Raw genomic sequence first — 13,221 nt, forward strand, 5'->3', positions numbered from 1 at the left:
ATATTATTTGTAGTAAATGGTGCATCATGGAAATAATTTAGATGAATAAACAGAATACGATTAACATCGCTTTTTGCTCAGATAAAAATTACTTAAAATATGTAGCGATAGCTATTCAATCAATCTATTTTAACAATTTGAATAATGCGTTAAAATTTCATGTTTTTCTTTATGATGTCGAACAAGACGATATTGATCAATTGAGTCGTTTAAGCTCAGATATTATCGTCTATCCTATACCTGAAGCATGTTTGGACAAATATGATAACGAACATGCGATAAAGCATCTTAATCGTTCCATGTTTATTCGACTACTTGTCCCGCGGTTATTAAATGGAAAAGTGGATAAATTAATCTATTTAGATGCTGACATCCTTTGTTTCAAAGATATATCTGCAATAAATAATATTGACATCGATAATGTCGTGTGTGCGGCCGGTATTGATTCATTAAATAATGAAAACGTTTCTAAAAATATTCAACGATTAAACTTGTCGACTACACATTATTTTAATTCAGGTTTTTTATACATTAATGTAAAAAATTGGAATGATTTTAACACCGAAGATAAAGTAAATACGCTTTTATTATTGCATAAAGGTCAGTTGCGTTATCCTGATCAAGATGCGCTTAACATGGTATTACAAAATGATGTGTTAATCGTTGATCCTAGTTGGAACTACTTATTCACATGGATTAACGAAAAAAATAAAGATAAGTTTTTTGAAACTGAAAAAAATTTACCTTACTTTATTCATTTTACGGGAGCGAGAAAACCTTGGTACCATGAGCATGTGGGTGCTGCCCAGAATTGGTATCTTTTTTATAAACATTTTACGCCATGGCGAGATAGTTGTTTAGACAGCTATCAAGATAAAATGAGACCAACTGATTGCCGTGTCTATGCAAAAAAATTCTTTAAAAGTGGTCATGTATTAAAAGCCTTAAAATATGCATTTATGTATATTAAACTTAAAAACAAAAAATAAAGTTAATCAAAATGAAATTAAGTGATGAATTGTTTAAAGTAATCTATCGACTAACGCACTCTAAGCGTTATAAACATAACCGTAAACGTTGGCCTCATGTCAAAATCTCTCGTGGGGATTGTGGGCAAATAGTCGATTTTGCTTATAAAGGGATCTCGATTCCTATCATCGATCTTAAGTCATTAAAACATGCCTTTACCGGTCAATTAGTCATGGTTGCTTCTGGGCCATCCATTAATCAAATAACGTTTAAACACTCTCCATCGGTATTAACTTTAGGGGTAAATGGCTCATATTGTCTAAAGGACAAGATAAACTTTAATTTTTACGTTATCACGGATATTCACTTTTTTTCTCAACGACCTGAGATTGTAGAACAAATTATTGCTAACCCAGATCTTCTCTTATTTTTGCAAGTTGATGGTTTAGTGAAAATCATAAACCTTTTCGGTAACCAATCCATCTGTTGTAAAGTTGCGTTAATTGAAGATGCGTTCAAACTGACTTATCAACCAATCCAAACATTGTCTGAAATTGAAAATGATCCTACCCGAAATAAAAGTATTTACTTCTATCATAATGATCATCGGGAACATGAGCCGTTAGCCTTTGAGACAAATATTGTCAATGGCGTATTTCCGGCTAAAACTGTTGTTTATTGGGCGCTTCAAATAGCCGTTTACTTAGGTTTTAACCAACTTTATTTAGCTGGTGTTGATTTAAATAATTTCCATTTACCTCGATTTTATGAAACACCAGACAATATCACCTATTCACAATTAGCATCTGATTTTGAAAAAAATATTCTCCCTGCTTTTGAGCACGCAAGTTCTGTCATGAAAGCGTTAAAAGTAGAGGTTAAAAATATGTCTTTAGATAGTGCTCTTGATACGGATATTTTCGAAAAACAGGCTTATAACGATGTTTTTAATTCATTATAACTGAGTAAGCTTACGCTATATAAACTTCATGACAATAATATTTTTTAAGTGAAATCTGATTTAAAGATTTATTGTCAGCTGATCTATATAGTGCTTTAAGTTCATTATATCTAAATTTTGGGCTGAGTTTTCGGGTGCAATGATCTGTATTGCATTTTCATAATTAGGTTTATACACATCGTTATTTTTATATCGGGGATCAAAAGTATCAATCTCAGAACTATAAACACTAATTAAAGGTTTATTATAAGCATTGGCAAGATGTACAATAGAGGTATCAACCGAAATAACAAAATCACAATGTTTAATTAACGACGCAGCATGAAAAAAATGATTGAGTGGATTAATTACTATATTTGGTGATGGATGTAATTTACTGATTTTATCTGGCAAACCAACGACAATGGTTACTATATTGGGGTAACTCGACATAAGATCTATAATATCTTGTGCCTGTTTGCTTGAAAAACTTCGGCGATCTGAGGATGCATAAGGATTAAAAATACAGATCTTTTTAGATGGATAATTAGATAAAAGACCTTCAACTTGTAAATCATATTCATCGGAATAATGAAGATCATATTTGTAATCATTTTCGCTTGTTTGTATATTAATTCTATTTAAAATATACCTAAATCTTTGACTAAAATGTGCACTAAAATCCGTATAGGTGATGATTGAGTCATATACACGGTAACAATTGGGATAGTTAAAGCCAATAGTATGTTTAGGTTTTATTTTCTTGATGATCTTAAAAATCCAATTGGAATAACTGGTTCTATTGTTTGGATCAATAAATAGATCGCATTCTAAAGATTTTAAAACACGAATCTGTGATTTGGTTAATGGTCTGTCAAGACAAATAACTTGACTGACATAGGGATTAGATTCAAATAAAAAAGCATTGGATTTTTTTGTCAGCACTGTCACTTCAAAACCGTGAGTGGCGAGAATTTTAGGCAGTCCTGATATGATAACAGCATCGCCAAGTCCATTTTTACATGCTTGAATGGTGACTTTATCTATTTTTGATAAATCTAATTGAGACCGTTTCAGCTTAAAGGACAAAATAAAAAGTTTTACATTTTTGAATAAATAATTTCGTTTTCTGTTTAATTTGCTAATTGTATTGATAATTTTTTTAAGCATCGGCTAGGTCTAATTGTTTTGTCTTGATTTTTTTATTGTACCAAAATTTGTATCAGTAAAACATAACCATTAATAAGATAAAATGTTTTTCAAATTATGAAAAACAAATAAAGAATATTTAAATCTGATTGAATAAGAACACTCGAAAATAACGATATTATACAATATAATATCTTTATTCATTAATTAAAAAGGTAATTATTATGATTGTTGTGACCGGTGGAGCAGGATTTATTGGTAGTAATATTGTAAGAGGTCTAAATAAAAAAGGATTTAAAGATATCCTTGTTGTTGATGACTTAAAAGATGGGACAAAATTTTCAAATCTTGTTGATCTCGATATTGCTGACTATATGGATAAAGATGATTTTATTGTCGCCATTTTATCCAACGAAAATTTAAATATCGATGTCATTTTTCATCAAGGTGCATGTTCCTCAACGACTGAGTGGGATGGCAAATTTATGATGGAAAACAATTATCAATATTCTAAAGATCTACTACACTACTGTTTAGAATTTGATATACCATTTTTATATGCTTCTTCTGCTGCAACTTATGGTGGTCGTAGCGACAACTTTATCGAAGATAGAGCTTATGAAAAACCGTTGAATGTATATGGGTATTCAAAATTTTTATTTGATCAATACGTAAGACAAGTATTACCAACGGCTAAATCACAAGTATGTGGTTTTCGCTATTTTAATGTTTATGGGCCTCGTGAAACACACAAAGGTAGTATGGCAAGCGTTGCATATCATCTTAATGAACAGCTTCACAAAGGCGAAAAACTTAAATTATTCGCCGGAAGTGATACTTTCAAACGTGATTTTATTTATGTGGAAGATGTGGTTGATGTTAATTTATGGTTTTGGGAAAATAAAGTATCAGGCATTTATAACTGTGGAACTGGTAAAGCTGAATCATTCCAAACAGTAGCTGATGCGGTACTTAACTATCATAAAAAAGGTGAAATTGAGTATATACCGTTCCCGGAACATTTAGAAGGACGTTATCAACGTTTTACCCAAGCTGATTTAACCAAATTTAGAAATTCAGGTTGTCCGATTCAGTTCAAATCGGTGACCGAAGGTACGACCGAATACATGAAATGGTTAAATAACCAATAAAGTTTACGCTTTTTGGGCAATAGCATTTTTAATCATATTAACAACATCGTCCCTTAATAAACCGTTTTATCGTCATATCATTAAGGGGCGGGTTGATTAAGTAATTTTCCTCAAGTTTTTAATAATATCTAGTGCTGGCTGTAAATAATTGGTATAGTATATTGGTTATTTAAGTTACGGGTTGTTCAATTCCAATACAATCAATTCATCCCTTTTTTATGAAAATACTATGTTTTCTTTATATTGAATTATTCCTTAAATAAACTTTCTAGCGTTTACATATAAACTGAATTATCTTTTTAAATTAGGTGCATTTAAGTGATTGATGATTTTTCTGAAAATGGTTTGCTTGCTCAAACTATTCAAGGCTTTGTGGCAAGAGAGCCACAACGACATATGGCAAGTAAAGTTTCTGAATCAATTAAAAAACAAAAATCATTGGTTGTTGAGGCGGGAACGGGTACCGGAAAAACATTTGCTTATTTAGTTCCTGCGCTACGGAGCGATAAAAAAGTTATCATCTCAACCGGTTCGAAAAATCTTCAAGAGCAGTTATTTAGTAAAGACCTGCCCATTATCAAAAAAGCATTAGACTACACCGGTAAAATTTCGTTATTGAAAGGACGAGCAAATTATCTTTGCTTGGAACGATTATATCATCAATACGCGGCAGCCGGTGACCTTGATAAAGGATTACGGGTTGATTTAGCTCGCGTTAAAAATTGGTCAATCAAAACTAAAGATGGTGATATTAGTAAATGTACGACGGTAACAGAAGACAATGCGATATGGCCTATATTAACCAGCACTAATGATAGTTGTTTAGGTAGTGATTGTGAACATTACAACGATTGTTATGTGGTTAAAGCGCGTAAAAGAGCCATGAACGCTGATATTGTCGTTGTGAATCATCATCTATTTTTAGCCGATGTTGTTGTGAAAGATACCGGTTTTGGGGAGTTAATCCCTAAAGCGGAGGTAATGATCTTTGATGAAGCACATCAATTACCCGATCTTGCTTGTCACTATTTTGGGCAACAACTAACCAGTCGACAGCTTTTTGATTTAGCTAAAGAGATTAATCTTACCTATCGAACTGAAGTTAAAGATATGTCGCAGTTGCAGCAGTGTGCCGATAAATTGCAAAAATGTACGCAAGATTTACGTCTTGTGATTAATCAACAAGCACCTAAAGGAAATCTGCGGTTTTTATTCAATCAAGAACCAGTCAAAAAAGAGATAGCTTACCTTTTTGATACGTTGAATTTTTGTCATGAGGTTTTATTATTAGCGGTCGGACGATCATCAACTTTAGATAATTGTTTTGAGCGTGTTAATCAATATAAAACGTTGCTTAATAGATTAACTGAAACCCATGTGACTGGTTTTAGTTATTGGTATGAAAGCACTCATCATCATTTTGTCTTTGCTTTAACGCCATTATCTGTCTCGGATAAATTTACGGAATTACTAACAGAACGCAAAGGGAGCTGGATATTTACGTCAGCAACCTTGTCTGTAAATAATCAACTTGACTATTTTACCCAGCGTTTAGGGTTAACAAATGCGGATTCGTTAATATTAGAAAGTCCGTTTGATTATTTGCACCAAACGATAATGTGCGTTCCTCGTTATATGCCTTCACCCAATGAACATGGCATTGCAGAAAAATTGGTAGAGCTACTGTTACCAGTGATTGAGGCGAATAATGGGCGATGTTTTTTTCTGTGTACATCCTATGCGATGATGAATGCGTTAGCCAAGCAGTTTCGGGAACTGACAGCGTTACCAGTATTAGTTCAAGGTGAAACCAGTAAAGTTAAACTTCTAGAACAATTTATTAATAGTGGCAATGCGCTATTGATTGCAACCAGTAGTTTTTGGGAAGGAATTGATGTTAGAGGGGATACGCTTTCTTGTGTTATTATAGATAAATTACCTTTTACATCACCGGATGATCCCTTGATTAAAGCTCGCATGGAAGATTGCCAATTACAAGGTGGCGATGCTTTTAATGATGTGCAATTACCCGAAGCGGTGATCACGCTAAAACAAGGGGTAGGGCGATTGATTCGTCATCATGATGATCGAGGGGCAATCATTATTTGTGATAATCGTTTAGTCATGAGACCTTATGGCGCAATATTTCTTAATAGCTTGCCACCGTCGCCACGAACACGTGATCTGAACAAAGTTATTGATTTTTTGCTTGCCAAACACTAGCTTTTAAAAACGGACTATTTTGGAAAAAAAATGAGTACTATTTTAGCCATTGATACCTCAACTGAAGCGTGTTCAGTTGCGCTATTATATCAAAATGAAATCACGCATGATTTTCTTGTTTCTGCTCGAGATCATACCAAGCAGATACTGCCTATGGTGGATAAAATATTAAAACAATCCGATTGCCTATTATCACAAGTTGATGCTATCGCTTTTGGACAAGGTCCTGGTAGTTTTACGGGTGTAAGAATAGGTATTGGCGTTGCTCAAGGATTAGCGTTAGGCATTGACAGACCGATGATTGGTGTCTCGACATTGATGACGTTAGCCCAAGGCGCTTTACGTTTGAATCAAGCCAAAAACGTAATTGCCGCAATCGATGCCAGAATGAACGAAGTTTATTTAGGACAATATCAATATGTTAATGAGCAATGGCAAGCCATGATCGATGAATGCGTGATTGCTCCTGAAAAGGTCGCTGATAAAGTCAAACGAAAATGTACAGCTGGCTATTATAGCGCAGGTACCGGTTGGCAAACTTATCCTGAAATGTTAACAGATATTAAAAGCAGCGATCTTTTGTTACCTCATGCACAAGATTTGATTGTTATTGCCAACCAAAAATGGCAAAGACAAGAGTTAGTGAATGTTGAAGATGTCGAACCAACTTATTTGCGTAACGAAGTTACTTGGAAGAAGTTGCCAGGGCATTAAAAAAAATGCCACTGAAACGGTGGCATAGTATTAATAACCAATCAAGGAAAAGTGTTTAAACTACTCTTTAAATAATCCTAAGTGTGCTTTAGCATAAGCTTCAAAATCAGTACAACCGCCAATCGGTTTTTCATCAATAAAGATTTGAGGTACTGTTTCAACAGGTTTGCCAACACTTTTTGATAAATCTTCTTTAGTGATACCTTCTTCATTGATATCGACATAACGATAAGAAAAATCATCTCGCTCTTGAGACAGTTTTTCAGCTAATTCTTTTGCCCGTACACAATAAGGACAGCCTGAACGTCCAAAAATTACAGTAAACATTGGTCACCTCGGTTATATGTTATTTAATAATAGTTACTATACTTAACTTTTCTAGAAAAAAAAGCACTAAATCATATTTAATTTTATAGTTTAAACCTATTAATAATTTATTATTAGCTGTTAAAATTAATGAATACGTCTGATTTTAAATTAATTATTTCTAACAACGGTTAATTATTAAAAAACGTGTTTACCTAGTTTTAAACTAATATTGTTTATAAAGATAAGTTTCGTTGTTATTATGCTAAATATGGTTTTGTTAATGGCGTTTTTTTATGTCATGTAATTGATCATTTTATTATGGCAAATAAAAATTTTGTTATGTTTTTTATTTAAAGTCTGGTTATAATTTAACTAATCTTAATATATAAAAGTTGATATGTTAAAAAAACTATTGTTTTTATTATTGTTTAATTCATTCACTGTTTTTGCTGCTAACCAAGAGTGTGCAGTAAAACCCAGCTATGACATTGTAATAAGTAAACAGAATGTCCATATTTTTAATGATAAAAATGATTTATTGATTTCACCAACAGGAAAGATTATTTTCAATAATCAGTCGGTTTCGCCTTCTCCTCAATTGAAGCAAAATGCATTAAAATTTCAGCGTGCTTTACGTCAACAACTTCCAGAATTAGAACAACAAGCATTGAACTTGTTAGATGAAGTTAATACAACCTTCAAAAAAGCCATTATTACAAAATTGGATGATGATAGCGGATTACATGAACAACTCAAAAAATTATATAAACGATTAGTAAACTTATTACACCAATCGATTATCACTGAAAATAATGAAACCCATTTTTATTATAAAAATTTTAATAATTTAAAAAAAGATGGTGAACAGATTGGGCAACGAATTTTTTATAATATTGTCGGTAATAGTATTTTGCATTTTCGCCTGTTCAAAAATTATGGGGGAATTAAACAAATATCGAAAAATGAGTGGAAAACTCAAAAACCAAAATTAAAAGCTTTTGATAGTAAAATTTGTTCGGTAATTACAAATGTTGATACACAATATAAACAGATATTATCTGAACTTAGTCAAGCAAACGATAAGTGAATAGACATTAATAACAACTTTTGCGAAAATAAAGACTTTAGTGTTTAAAATAAGTAAGTATAGAAGCTCATGACTGCACATATAATTAATGGTAAAGCGTTAGCACAACAAATACGAAACGAAATTGCTAATAAGGTAAAAGTTCGGGTTGAAAATGGGTTATCTATTCCTGGGCTTGCTGTTATTCAAGTCGGTTCAGATCCTGCATCAAAAATATACGTAAACAATAAGCAAAAAGCTTGTGATGATGTTGGTTTTGCTTCATTTGCTTATGATTTTCCCACATCAACAACTGAAGCATTATTAGCATTGATAGATGAATTAAATCAGCGATCTGATGTGCATGGTATTTTGGTGCAACTTCCTCTCCCTGAAAATATTGATAAAACTAAAGTGCTTGAACGAATCGATCCGAATAAAGATGTTGATGGTTTTCATCCGTATAATATTGGTCATTTGTTACAGCGTGATCCACTTTTACGTCCATGTACACCCTATGGTGTGGTTAAAATGCTTGAATCGACCGGTATCAATTTATCTGGATTAAATGCCACTGTGGTTGGTGCTTCAAGTATTGTTGGTCGTCCCATGGCGTTAGAACTGCTTTTATTGGGTTGCACAACGACAATTACACATAGTAGAACGGTCGATTTAGCAAAGCATGTTAGTAATGCTGATATTGTTATCGCTGGGGTCGGAATTGCCAATTATGTGAAAGGCGAATGGATTAAACCCGGCGCTATTGTTATTGATGTCGGTATTAATCGTTTACCTGACGGTAAGCTTGTTGGCGATGTAGAATTTGATACTGCCGTAAAACGCGCGGGTTGGATAACACCTGTTCCCGGTGGTGTAGGGCCAATGACGGTCGCTATGTTAATGAGCAATACACTTCAAGCTTGTGAAAAATTAAGTAATTGAGTTCAATTAATCGAAACTCATTTAAGGTTTATTTGTTAGATTTACATTAAATAAAAATGAAAATAAGGAACATTTATGATCGTATTTCACACTACATATGGTGATATAAAAATTAATACTTTTGATGATAAAGCACCGGAAACGGTTAAAAACTTTGTCGAGTATTGTAAAGATGGGTTTTATAATAACACTATTTTTCATCGTGTTATTAATAATTTTATGATTCAAGGTGGTGGTTTTGAACCGGGTATGAAACAAAAAAAGACGAAAGCACCGATTCAAAATGAAGCCGCAAATGGATTAAAAAACAATCGTGGTACATTGGCGATGGCACGTACATCAGATCCGCATTCAGCTACAGCACAATTTTTTATCAACGTGGTTGATAATGATTATTTAAATTATCGTTCAGCAGATGTTAACGGTTTTGGCTATTGTGTCTTTGCCGAAGTGGTTGATGGACTTGATGTCGTTGATAAGATCAAAGCGGTTAAAACGGGACGTAATGGTATGCATTCCGATGTTCCAGTCGAAGACGTGATTATTACGAGTGTCACGGTTGAATAATCCTGTCCGTTATTTTATCGCTGATATCCATTTATCAGATAGTGAGCCTGTAGCTGATTCATTTAATATTAGCGCAGGCTTTTTCTCGTTTCTTGACACATTACCTAAATACAGTGAACTTTACATTTTAGGTGATTTATTTGATTATTGGGTGGGTGATGATGTTAATTCTAAATTACAAAATCAAGTTGCAGATGCATTAAAATTACTCTCTCAACGTCATATTAAAAAATATTTTGTTCATGGTAATCGTGATTTTTTATTAGGTAAAAGATTTGCTGAAACTTGTGATATGATCTTATTACCAGATATAAATTGCTTACCAAATCAAAACGGAAAAATTCTATTTTTACATGGCGATTTGCTCTGTACAGATGATCTTCAATATCAAAAGTTTCGTAAAGTTATGCATAACCGATGGTTGCAAAAACTTTTCTTAATGATGCCATTATTCATCCGTTTGAAAATTGCTGCAAAATTAAGACAACAAAGTCGTGAACGTAATCAAGTTAAATCAGCGTATATTATGGATGTTAATCAGCAAACGGTTGACAGTATGATGAAACATTATCATGCAGATATTATGGTGCATGGTCATACACATAAACCTGCTGTTCATGATTTTTTAGTGGACAATAAACCTGTAAAAAGGCTTGTACTGGGTGCATGGCATGATGGTATTTCGTATATTAAACAAGAAAAAGATAGTGCTCGATTAACTCTTTATAACCACTCTTGTAAATAAGCGCTTTGCAAAATAGAATCGGTTTTTCCATAATCTAATAATTTTCCTTGTTCCAAAATGACCACATCGTGAGCGATACGTTTGACTTCGTTTATGTTATGAGTGACATAAATTATTGGGATGTTTAGTTCATTAACCAATTTTTCGATGTAGCTTAACATCTCTTTTTTACGCGGCATATCTAACGCTGATAAAGGCTCATCCATTAATAATAGTTTAGGATGAGTTAATAGTGCTCGACCAATAGCGACTCGTTGCTTTTCACCGCCTGACAACATGGCTGGATAGCGTAATAATAAAGGGCGAATATTGAGTACATCGACGATTTCATCAAATCGTGACATTGTGATTTTTTTTGCACCATAGGTTAAGTTTTTTATGACCCGGTAGTGGGGAAAGAGCAAAGGATCTTGAAATACGGTGCCAATATCTCTTTTTTCAGGCAAAACAAAAATTTTTTGTTCTTCATCATATAAGGTTGTGCCATTAAGTTGGATAAAACCATGGTCAGGTTTAATTAAACCATTAATCAAATTAATCAGTGTCGATTTACCCGCACCCGATACCCCTAATACGGCAGTCACACCTTGACAAGGAATTTGAAGTTTAAATTCAAATAAAAAACGGGGAAGTTGTTTTTTTACTTCAAGATTTAACATCATTTATCAGCCTGCTAACTTTTTTTTATGCCAGCGGTTTAACATTTCAGATAAGAATAACGCCACTAACGATAAGATAATGGAGATAATGCAAAGTCGAAAAGCGGCGAATTCACCATTTGGTATTTGCAATAAAGTATACATGGCTAAAGGCAAAGTACGGGTTTCACCCTGTATATTTGAAACAAAGGTAATCGTTGCACCAAATTCACCTAAACAGCGAGCAAAACCAAGAATTATGCCCATTAAAATACCGGGAAAGGCTAATGGCAATGTTATGGTTATAAACACTCGTAACGGTTTTGCACCTAACGTGCGAGCGACTTGTTCAAGGCGGTAATCAATCGATTCTATCGCCAAGCGAATTGAACGTACCATTAAGGGAAAAGCAACAACGGCTGAAGCTAACGCGGCACCTTGCCAATTAAAACTAAAACTAATATCTAAATAACGATAAAGCCATTTACCGATTATTCCCTGTTTGCCCATGGTCAACAGTAACAAATATCCCAACACTACAGGTGGCAAAACTAAAGGAAGATGAACAAAACTATCCAAACAAGATTTTCCCCAAAATTGGCATCGAGCCAAAATCCATGCGGTGAAAATACCGATGGGTAAACTGCAAGCAATGGCTACGCCTGCAATTTTTAAACTTAGCAACAAGGTTTGCCATTCAAAGTCTGTCAGTAGCATAGTGATAATGTATTATTGCGTGATAAATCCATATTTTTCAAAAATTATTTTAGCATTGGATGATTGTAAATATTGATAGAAATCTTGTGCTTCAGGTTTCAATAAAGCGATAGGGTACTCAATCGAGGTAAATGTATTGGCAGGAAACGTCCCTACTATTTTCACTTTATTACTTACTTTAGCATCTGTGCTGTAGACAATCCCAAGTACGGCTTCGTTTCGTTCAACTAACATTAAAGCATCACGAACATTACTTGCCGGCGCAAATTGAGGGGCTAATTGATCATATACCCCTAAATTTGTTAATGACTCTTTAGCATAAAGTCCTGCTGGCACATGATCGGGATCACCAATAGCCAGTTTTTCATTTTTAGGCAAAATAGCATTCCAATTCGTTGTAGAATTAATCTCAACTTTATCAATCGAGGACTGTTTTGGTGCAATAAGTACTAAAGCATTTTTGAGTAAATTATCTTTATGGTTAACAAGATGATGATCAATCAAGTAAGTCATCCATTTCTGATCGGCAGACATAAAAATATCAGCCGGTGCACCTTGTTCAATCTGTTTAGCTAACACGGATGATGAGGCAAATGAAAACACAATTTCAACATTTTTATGATCGGTTTGATATTCATTTGCAATATTTTGCATAACGTTCGTCAGTGAAGCCGCAGCAAAAACAGTTATCTTCTCAATGGCTGAAACTGAAACGCTAAATAGGGTAGTTGCTGTTAACAATGTTACGGCTAACAATGTTTTTATGTATTTGTTCATCCTCTTCCTCGCTCGATATAGGTTGTTTTAATATGACCTATCATATTGGTTTAACTAAACTTGTCATAACAGATAGCTAATCGTTATATAAAATATTATATAGCGATGCTATCAAAATTCGTTAATAAAGTACAATTAAACTTTTTGATATTTAGGATTGATTCGACAATCGAAAGCGTGTTTAACGGTATAGGGAAATTGCTAAGTCATTTTATTGCTAATCAATCAATTAGTAAGATCGATTCATTTTTTGGTGGATGGCTAAAAAGCGTTTACAATAATAGAAATCTTTTGGTGAATGGTCGCTTTGAAAT

The 13,221-nt window shown here is 33.6% G+C and carries 14 protein-coding genes; 9 read left to right on the forward strand and 5 right to left on the reverse strand.

The window, feature by feature from the left end; genetic code table 11:
- Nucleotides 1-41: 41 nt before the first annotated feature.
- Together J3U35_RS10240 and J3U35_RS10245 are read left to right on the forward strand one after the other, a co-directional pair.
- The gene (locus J3U35_RS10240) at nt 42-989 is read left to right on the forward strand and encodes a glycosyltransferase family 8 protein (RefSeq protein ID WP_267361169.1); all 948 of its coding nucleotides are present in this window, start codon (nt 42-44) and stop codon (nt 987-989) included.
- Between the two features lie 11 nt (nt 990-1,000).
- Nucleotides 1,001-1,930 carry a hypothetical protein gene (locus J3U35_RS10245; RefSeq protein ID WP_267351289.1) on the forward strand — a complete coding sequence of 310 codons (930 nt, stop codon included), beginning with the start codon at nt 1,001-1,003 and terminating at the stop codon, nt 1,928-1,930.
- A 60-nt stretch (nt 1,931-1,990) separates the two neighbouring features.
- Here the strand turns inward: J3U35_RS10245 and J3U35_RS10250 are convergent, their stop codons facing one another.
- Complete coding sequence (locus tag J3U35_RS10250) at nt 1,991-3,079, reverse strand: glycosyltransferase family 9 protein (protein ID WP_267361171.1); 1,089 nt, start codon at nt 3,077-3,079, stop codon at nt 1,991-1,993.
- 203 nt (nt 3,080-3,282) lie between these two features.
- On the opposite strand from J3U35_RS10250, the gene rfaD reads away from it, so the two are divergent.
- The 3 genes from rfaD to tsaB all read left to right on the forward strand — a co-directional run bounded on the left by rfaD (nt 3,283) and on the right by tsaB (nt 7,146).
- Nucleotides 3,283-4,209 carry an ADP-glyceromanno-heptose 6-epimerase gene (rfaD, locus tag J3U35_RS10255; RefSeq protein WP_267351293.1) on the forward strand — a complete coding sequence of 309 codons (927 nt, stop codon included), beginning with the start codon at nt 3,283-3,285 and terminating at the stop codon, nt 4,207-4,209.
- Nucleotides 4,210-4,527: 318 nt separating this feature from the next.
- Nucleotides 4,528-6,432 (forward strand): ATP-dependent DNA helicase, encoded by a 1,905-nt coding sequence (locus J3U35_RS10260; RefSeq protein ID WP_267351295.1) that lies wholly within the window; start codon nt 4,528-4,530, stop codon nt 6,430-6,432.
- 30 nt (nt 6,433-6,462) lie between these two features.
- Nucleotides 6,463-7,146 carry a tRNA (adenosine(37)-N6)-threonylcarbamoyltransferase complex dimerization subunit type 1 TsaB gene (tsaB, locus tag J3U35_RS10265; RefSeq protein ID WP_267361173.1) on the forward strand — a complete coding sequence of 228 codons (684 nt, stop codon included), beginning with the start codon at nt 6,463-6,465 and terminating at the stop codon, nt 7,144-7,146.
- 60 nt (nt 7,147-7,206) lie between these two features.
- Here the strand turns inward: tsaB and J3U35_RS10270 are convergent, their stop codons facing one another.
- Complete coding sequence (locus tag J3U35_RS10270) at nt 7,207-7,473, reverse strand: GrxA family glutaredoxin (RefSeq protein ID WP_220216757.1); 267 nt, start codon at nt 7,471-7,473, stop codon at nt 7,207-7,209.
- Between the two features lie 379 nt (nt 7,474-7,852).
- On the opposite strand from J3U35_RS10270, the gene J3U35_RS10275 reads away from it, so the two are divergent.
- The 4 genes from J3U35_RS10275 (at nt 7,853) to J3U35_RS10290 (ending at nt 10,775) form a co-directional block, all read left to right on the forward strand.
- On the forward strand, nt 7,853-8,542 hold the full coding sequence (locus J3U35_RS10275; protein WP_267361175.1) for a DUF2884 family protein: 690 nt from the start codon (nt 7,853-7,855) through the stop codon (nt 8,540-8,542).
- A 69-nt stretch (nt 8,543-8,611) separates the two neighbouring features.
- Nucleotides 8,612-9,463, forward strand: coding sequence for a bifunctional methylenetetrahydrofolate dehydrogenase/methenyltetrahydrofolate cyclohydrolase FolD (gene folD / locus J3U35_RS10280; protein ID WP_267351302.1), 852 nt, complete (start codon nt 8,612-8,614; stop codon nt 9,461-9,463).
- Between the two features lie 75 nt (nt 9,464-9,538).
- A complete protein-coding gene (gene ppiB, locus J3U35_RS10285; protein ID WP_267361177.1) occupies nt 9,539-10,030 on the forward strand; it encodes a peptidylprolyl isomerase B in 492 nt (163 codons plus the stop codon).
- The gene (locus tag J3U35_RS10290) at nt 10,023-10,775 is read left to right on the forward strand and encodes a UDP-2,3-diacylglucosamine diphosphatase (RefSeq protein WP_267361179.1); all 753 of its coding nucleotides are present in this window, start codon (nt 10,023-10,025) and stop codon (nt 10,773-10,775) included. Before ppiB ends, J3U35_RS10290 begins: the two co-directional genes overlap by 8 nt.
- Here J3U35_RS10290 and modC read toward each other — a convergent pair.
- The 3 genes from modC to modA are packed head-to-tail and all read right to left on the reverse strand — an operon-like array spanning nt 10,754 to nt 12,907.
- Nucleotides 10,754-11,437 carry a molybdenum ABC transporter ATP-binding protein gene (gene modC / locus J3U35_RS10295; protein WP_267361181.1) on the reverse strand — a complete coding sequence of 228 codons (684 nt, stop codon included), beginning with the start codon at nt 11,435-11,437 and terminating at the stop codon, nt 10,754-10,756. The genes J3U35_RS10290 and modC overlap by 22 nt on opposite strands.
- A 3-nt stretch (nt 11,438-11,440) precedes the next feature.
- Nucleotides 11,441-12,130, reverse strand: a complete 690-nt coding sequence (gene modB / locus J3U35_RS10300) for a molybdate ABC transporter permease subunit (protein ID WP_267361183.1) — start codon at nt 12,128-12,130, stop codon at nt 11,441-11,443.
- A 12-nt stretch (nt 12,131-12,142) separates the two neighbouring features.
- The gene (gene modA, locus J3U35_RS10305; protein ID WP_267361185.1) at nt 12,143-12,907 is read right to left on the reverse strand and encodes a molybdate ABC transporter substrate-binding protein; all 765 of its coding nucleotides are present in this window, start codon (nt 12,905-12,907) and stop codon (nt 12,143-12,145) included.
- Nucleotides 12,908-13,221: the final 314 nt, after the last annotated feature.

The organism is Gilliamella sp. B2717, assembly GCF_026536675.1.
GTDB lineage: Bacteria > Pseudomonadota > Gammaproteobacteria > Enterobacterales > Orbaceae > Gilliamella > Gilliamella apicola_I.

Coding starts and splice junctions, on each gene's coding strand:
- modC (WP_267361181.1), bottom strand. CDS start 11,437: ATGATGTTAAATCTTGAAGTAAAAAAACAACTTCCCCGTTTTTTATTT.
- folD (WP_267351302.1), top strand. CDS start 8,612: ATGACTGCACATATAATTAATGGTAAAGCGTTAGCACAACAAATACGA.
- J3U35_RS10270 (WP_220216757.1), bottom strand. CDS start 7,473: ATGTTTACTGTAATTTTTGGACGTTCAGGCTGTCCTTATTGTGTACGG.
- J3U35_RS10250 (WP_267361171.1), bottom strand. CDS start 3,079: ATGCTTAAAAAAATTATCAATACAATTAGCAAATTAAACAGAAAACGA.
- modA (WP_267361185.1), bottom strand. CDS start 12,907: ATGAACAAATACATAAAAACATTGTTAGCCGTAACATTGTTAACAGCA.
- tsaB (WP_267361173.1), top strand. CDS start 6,463: ATGAGTACTATTTTAGCCATTGATACCTCAACTGAAGCGTGTTCAGTT.
- J3U35_RS10240 (WP_267361169.1), top strand. CDS start 42: ATGAATAAACAGAATACGATTAACATCGCTTTTTGCTCAGATAAAAAT.
- J3U35_RS10275 (WP_267361175.1), top strand. CDS start 7,853: ATGTTAAAAAAACTATTGTTTTTATTATTGTTTAATTCATTCACTGTT.
- modB (WP_267361183.1), bottom strand. CDS start 12,130: ATGCTACTGACAGACTTTGAATGGCAAACCTTGTTGCTAAGTTTAAAA.
- ppiB (WP_267361177.1), top strand. CDS start 9,539: ATGATCGTATTTCACACTACATATGGTGATATAAAAATTAATACTTTT.
- J3U35_RS10245 (WP_267351289.1), top strand. CDS start 1,001: ATGAAATTAAGTGATGAATTGTTTAAAGTAATCTATCGACTAACGCAC.
- rfaD (WP_267351293.1), top strand. CDS start 3,283: ATGATTGTTGTGACCGGTGGAGCAGGATTTATTGGTAGTAATATTGTA.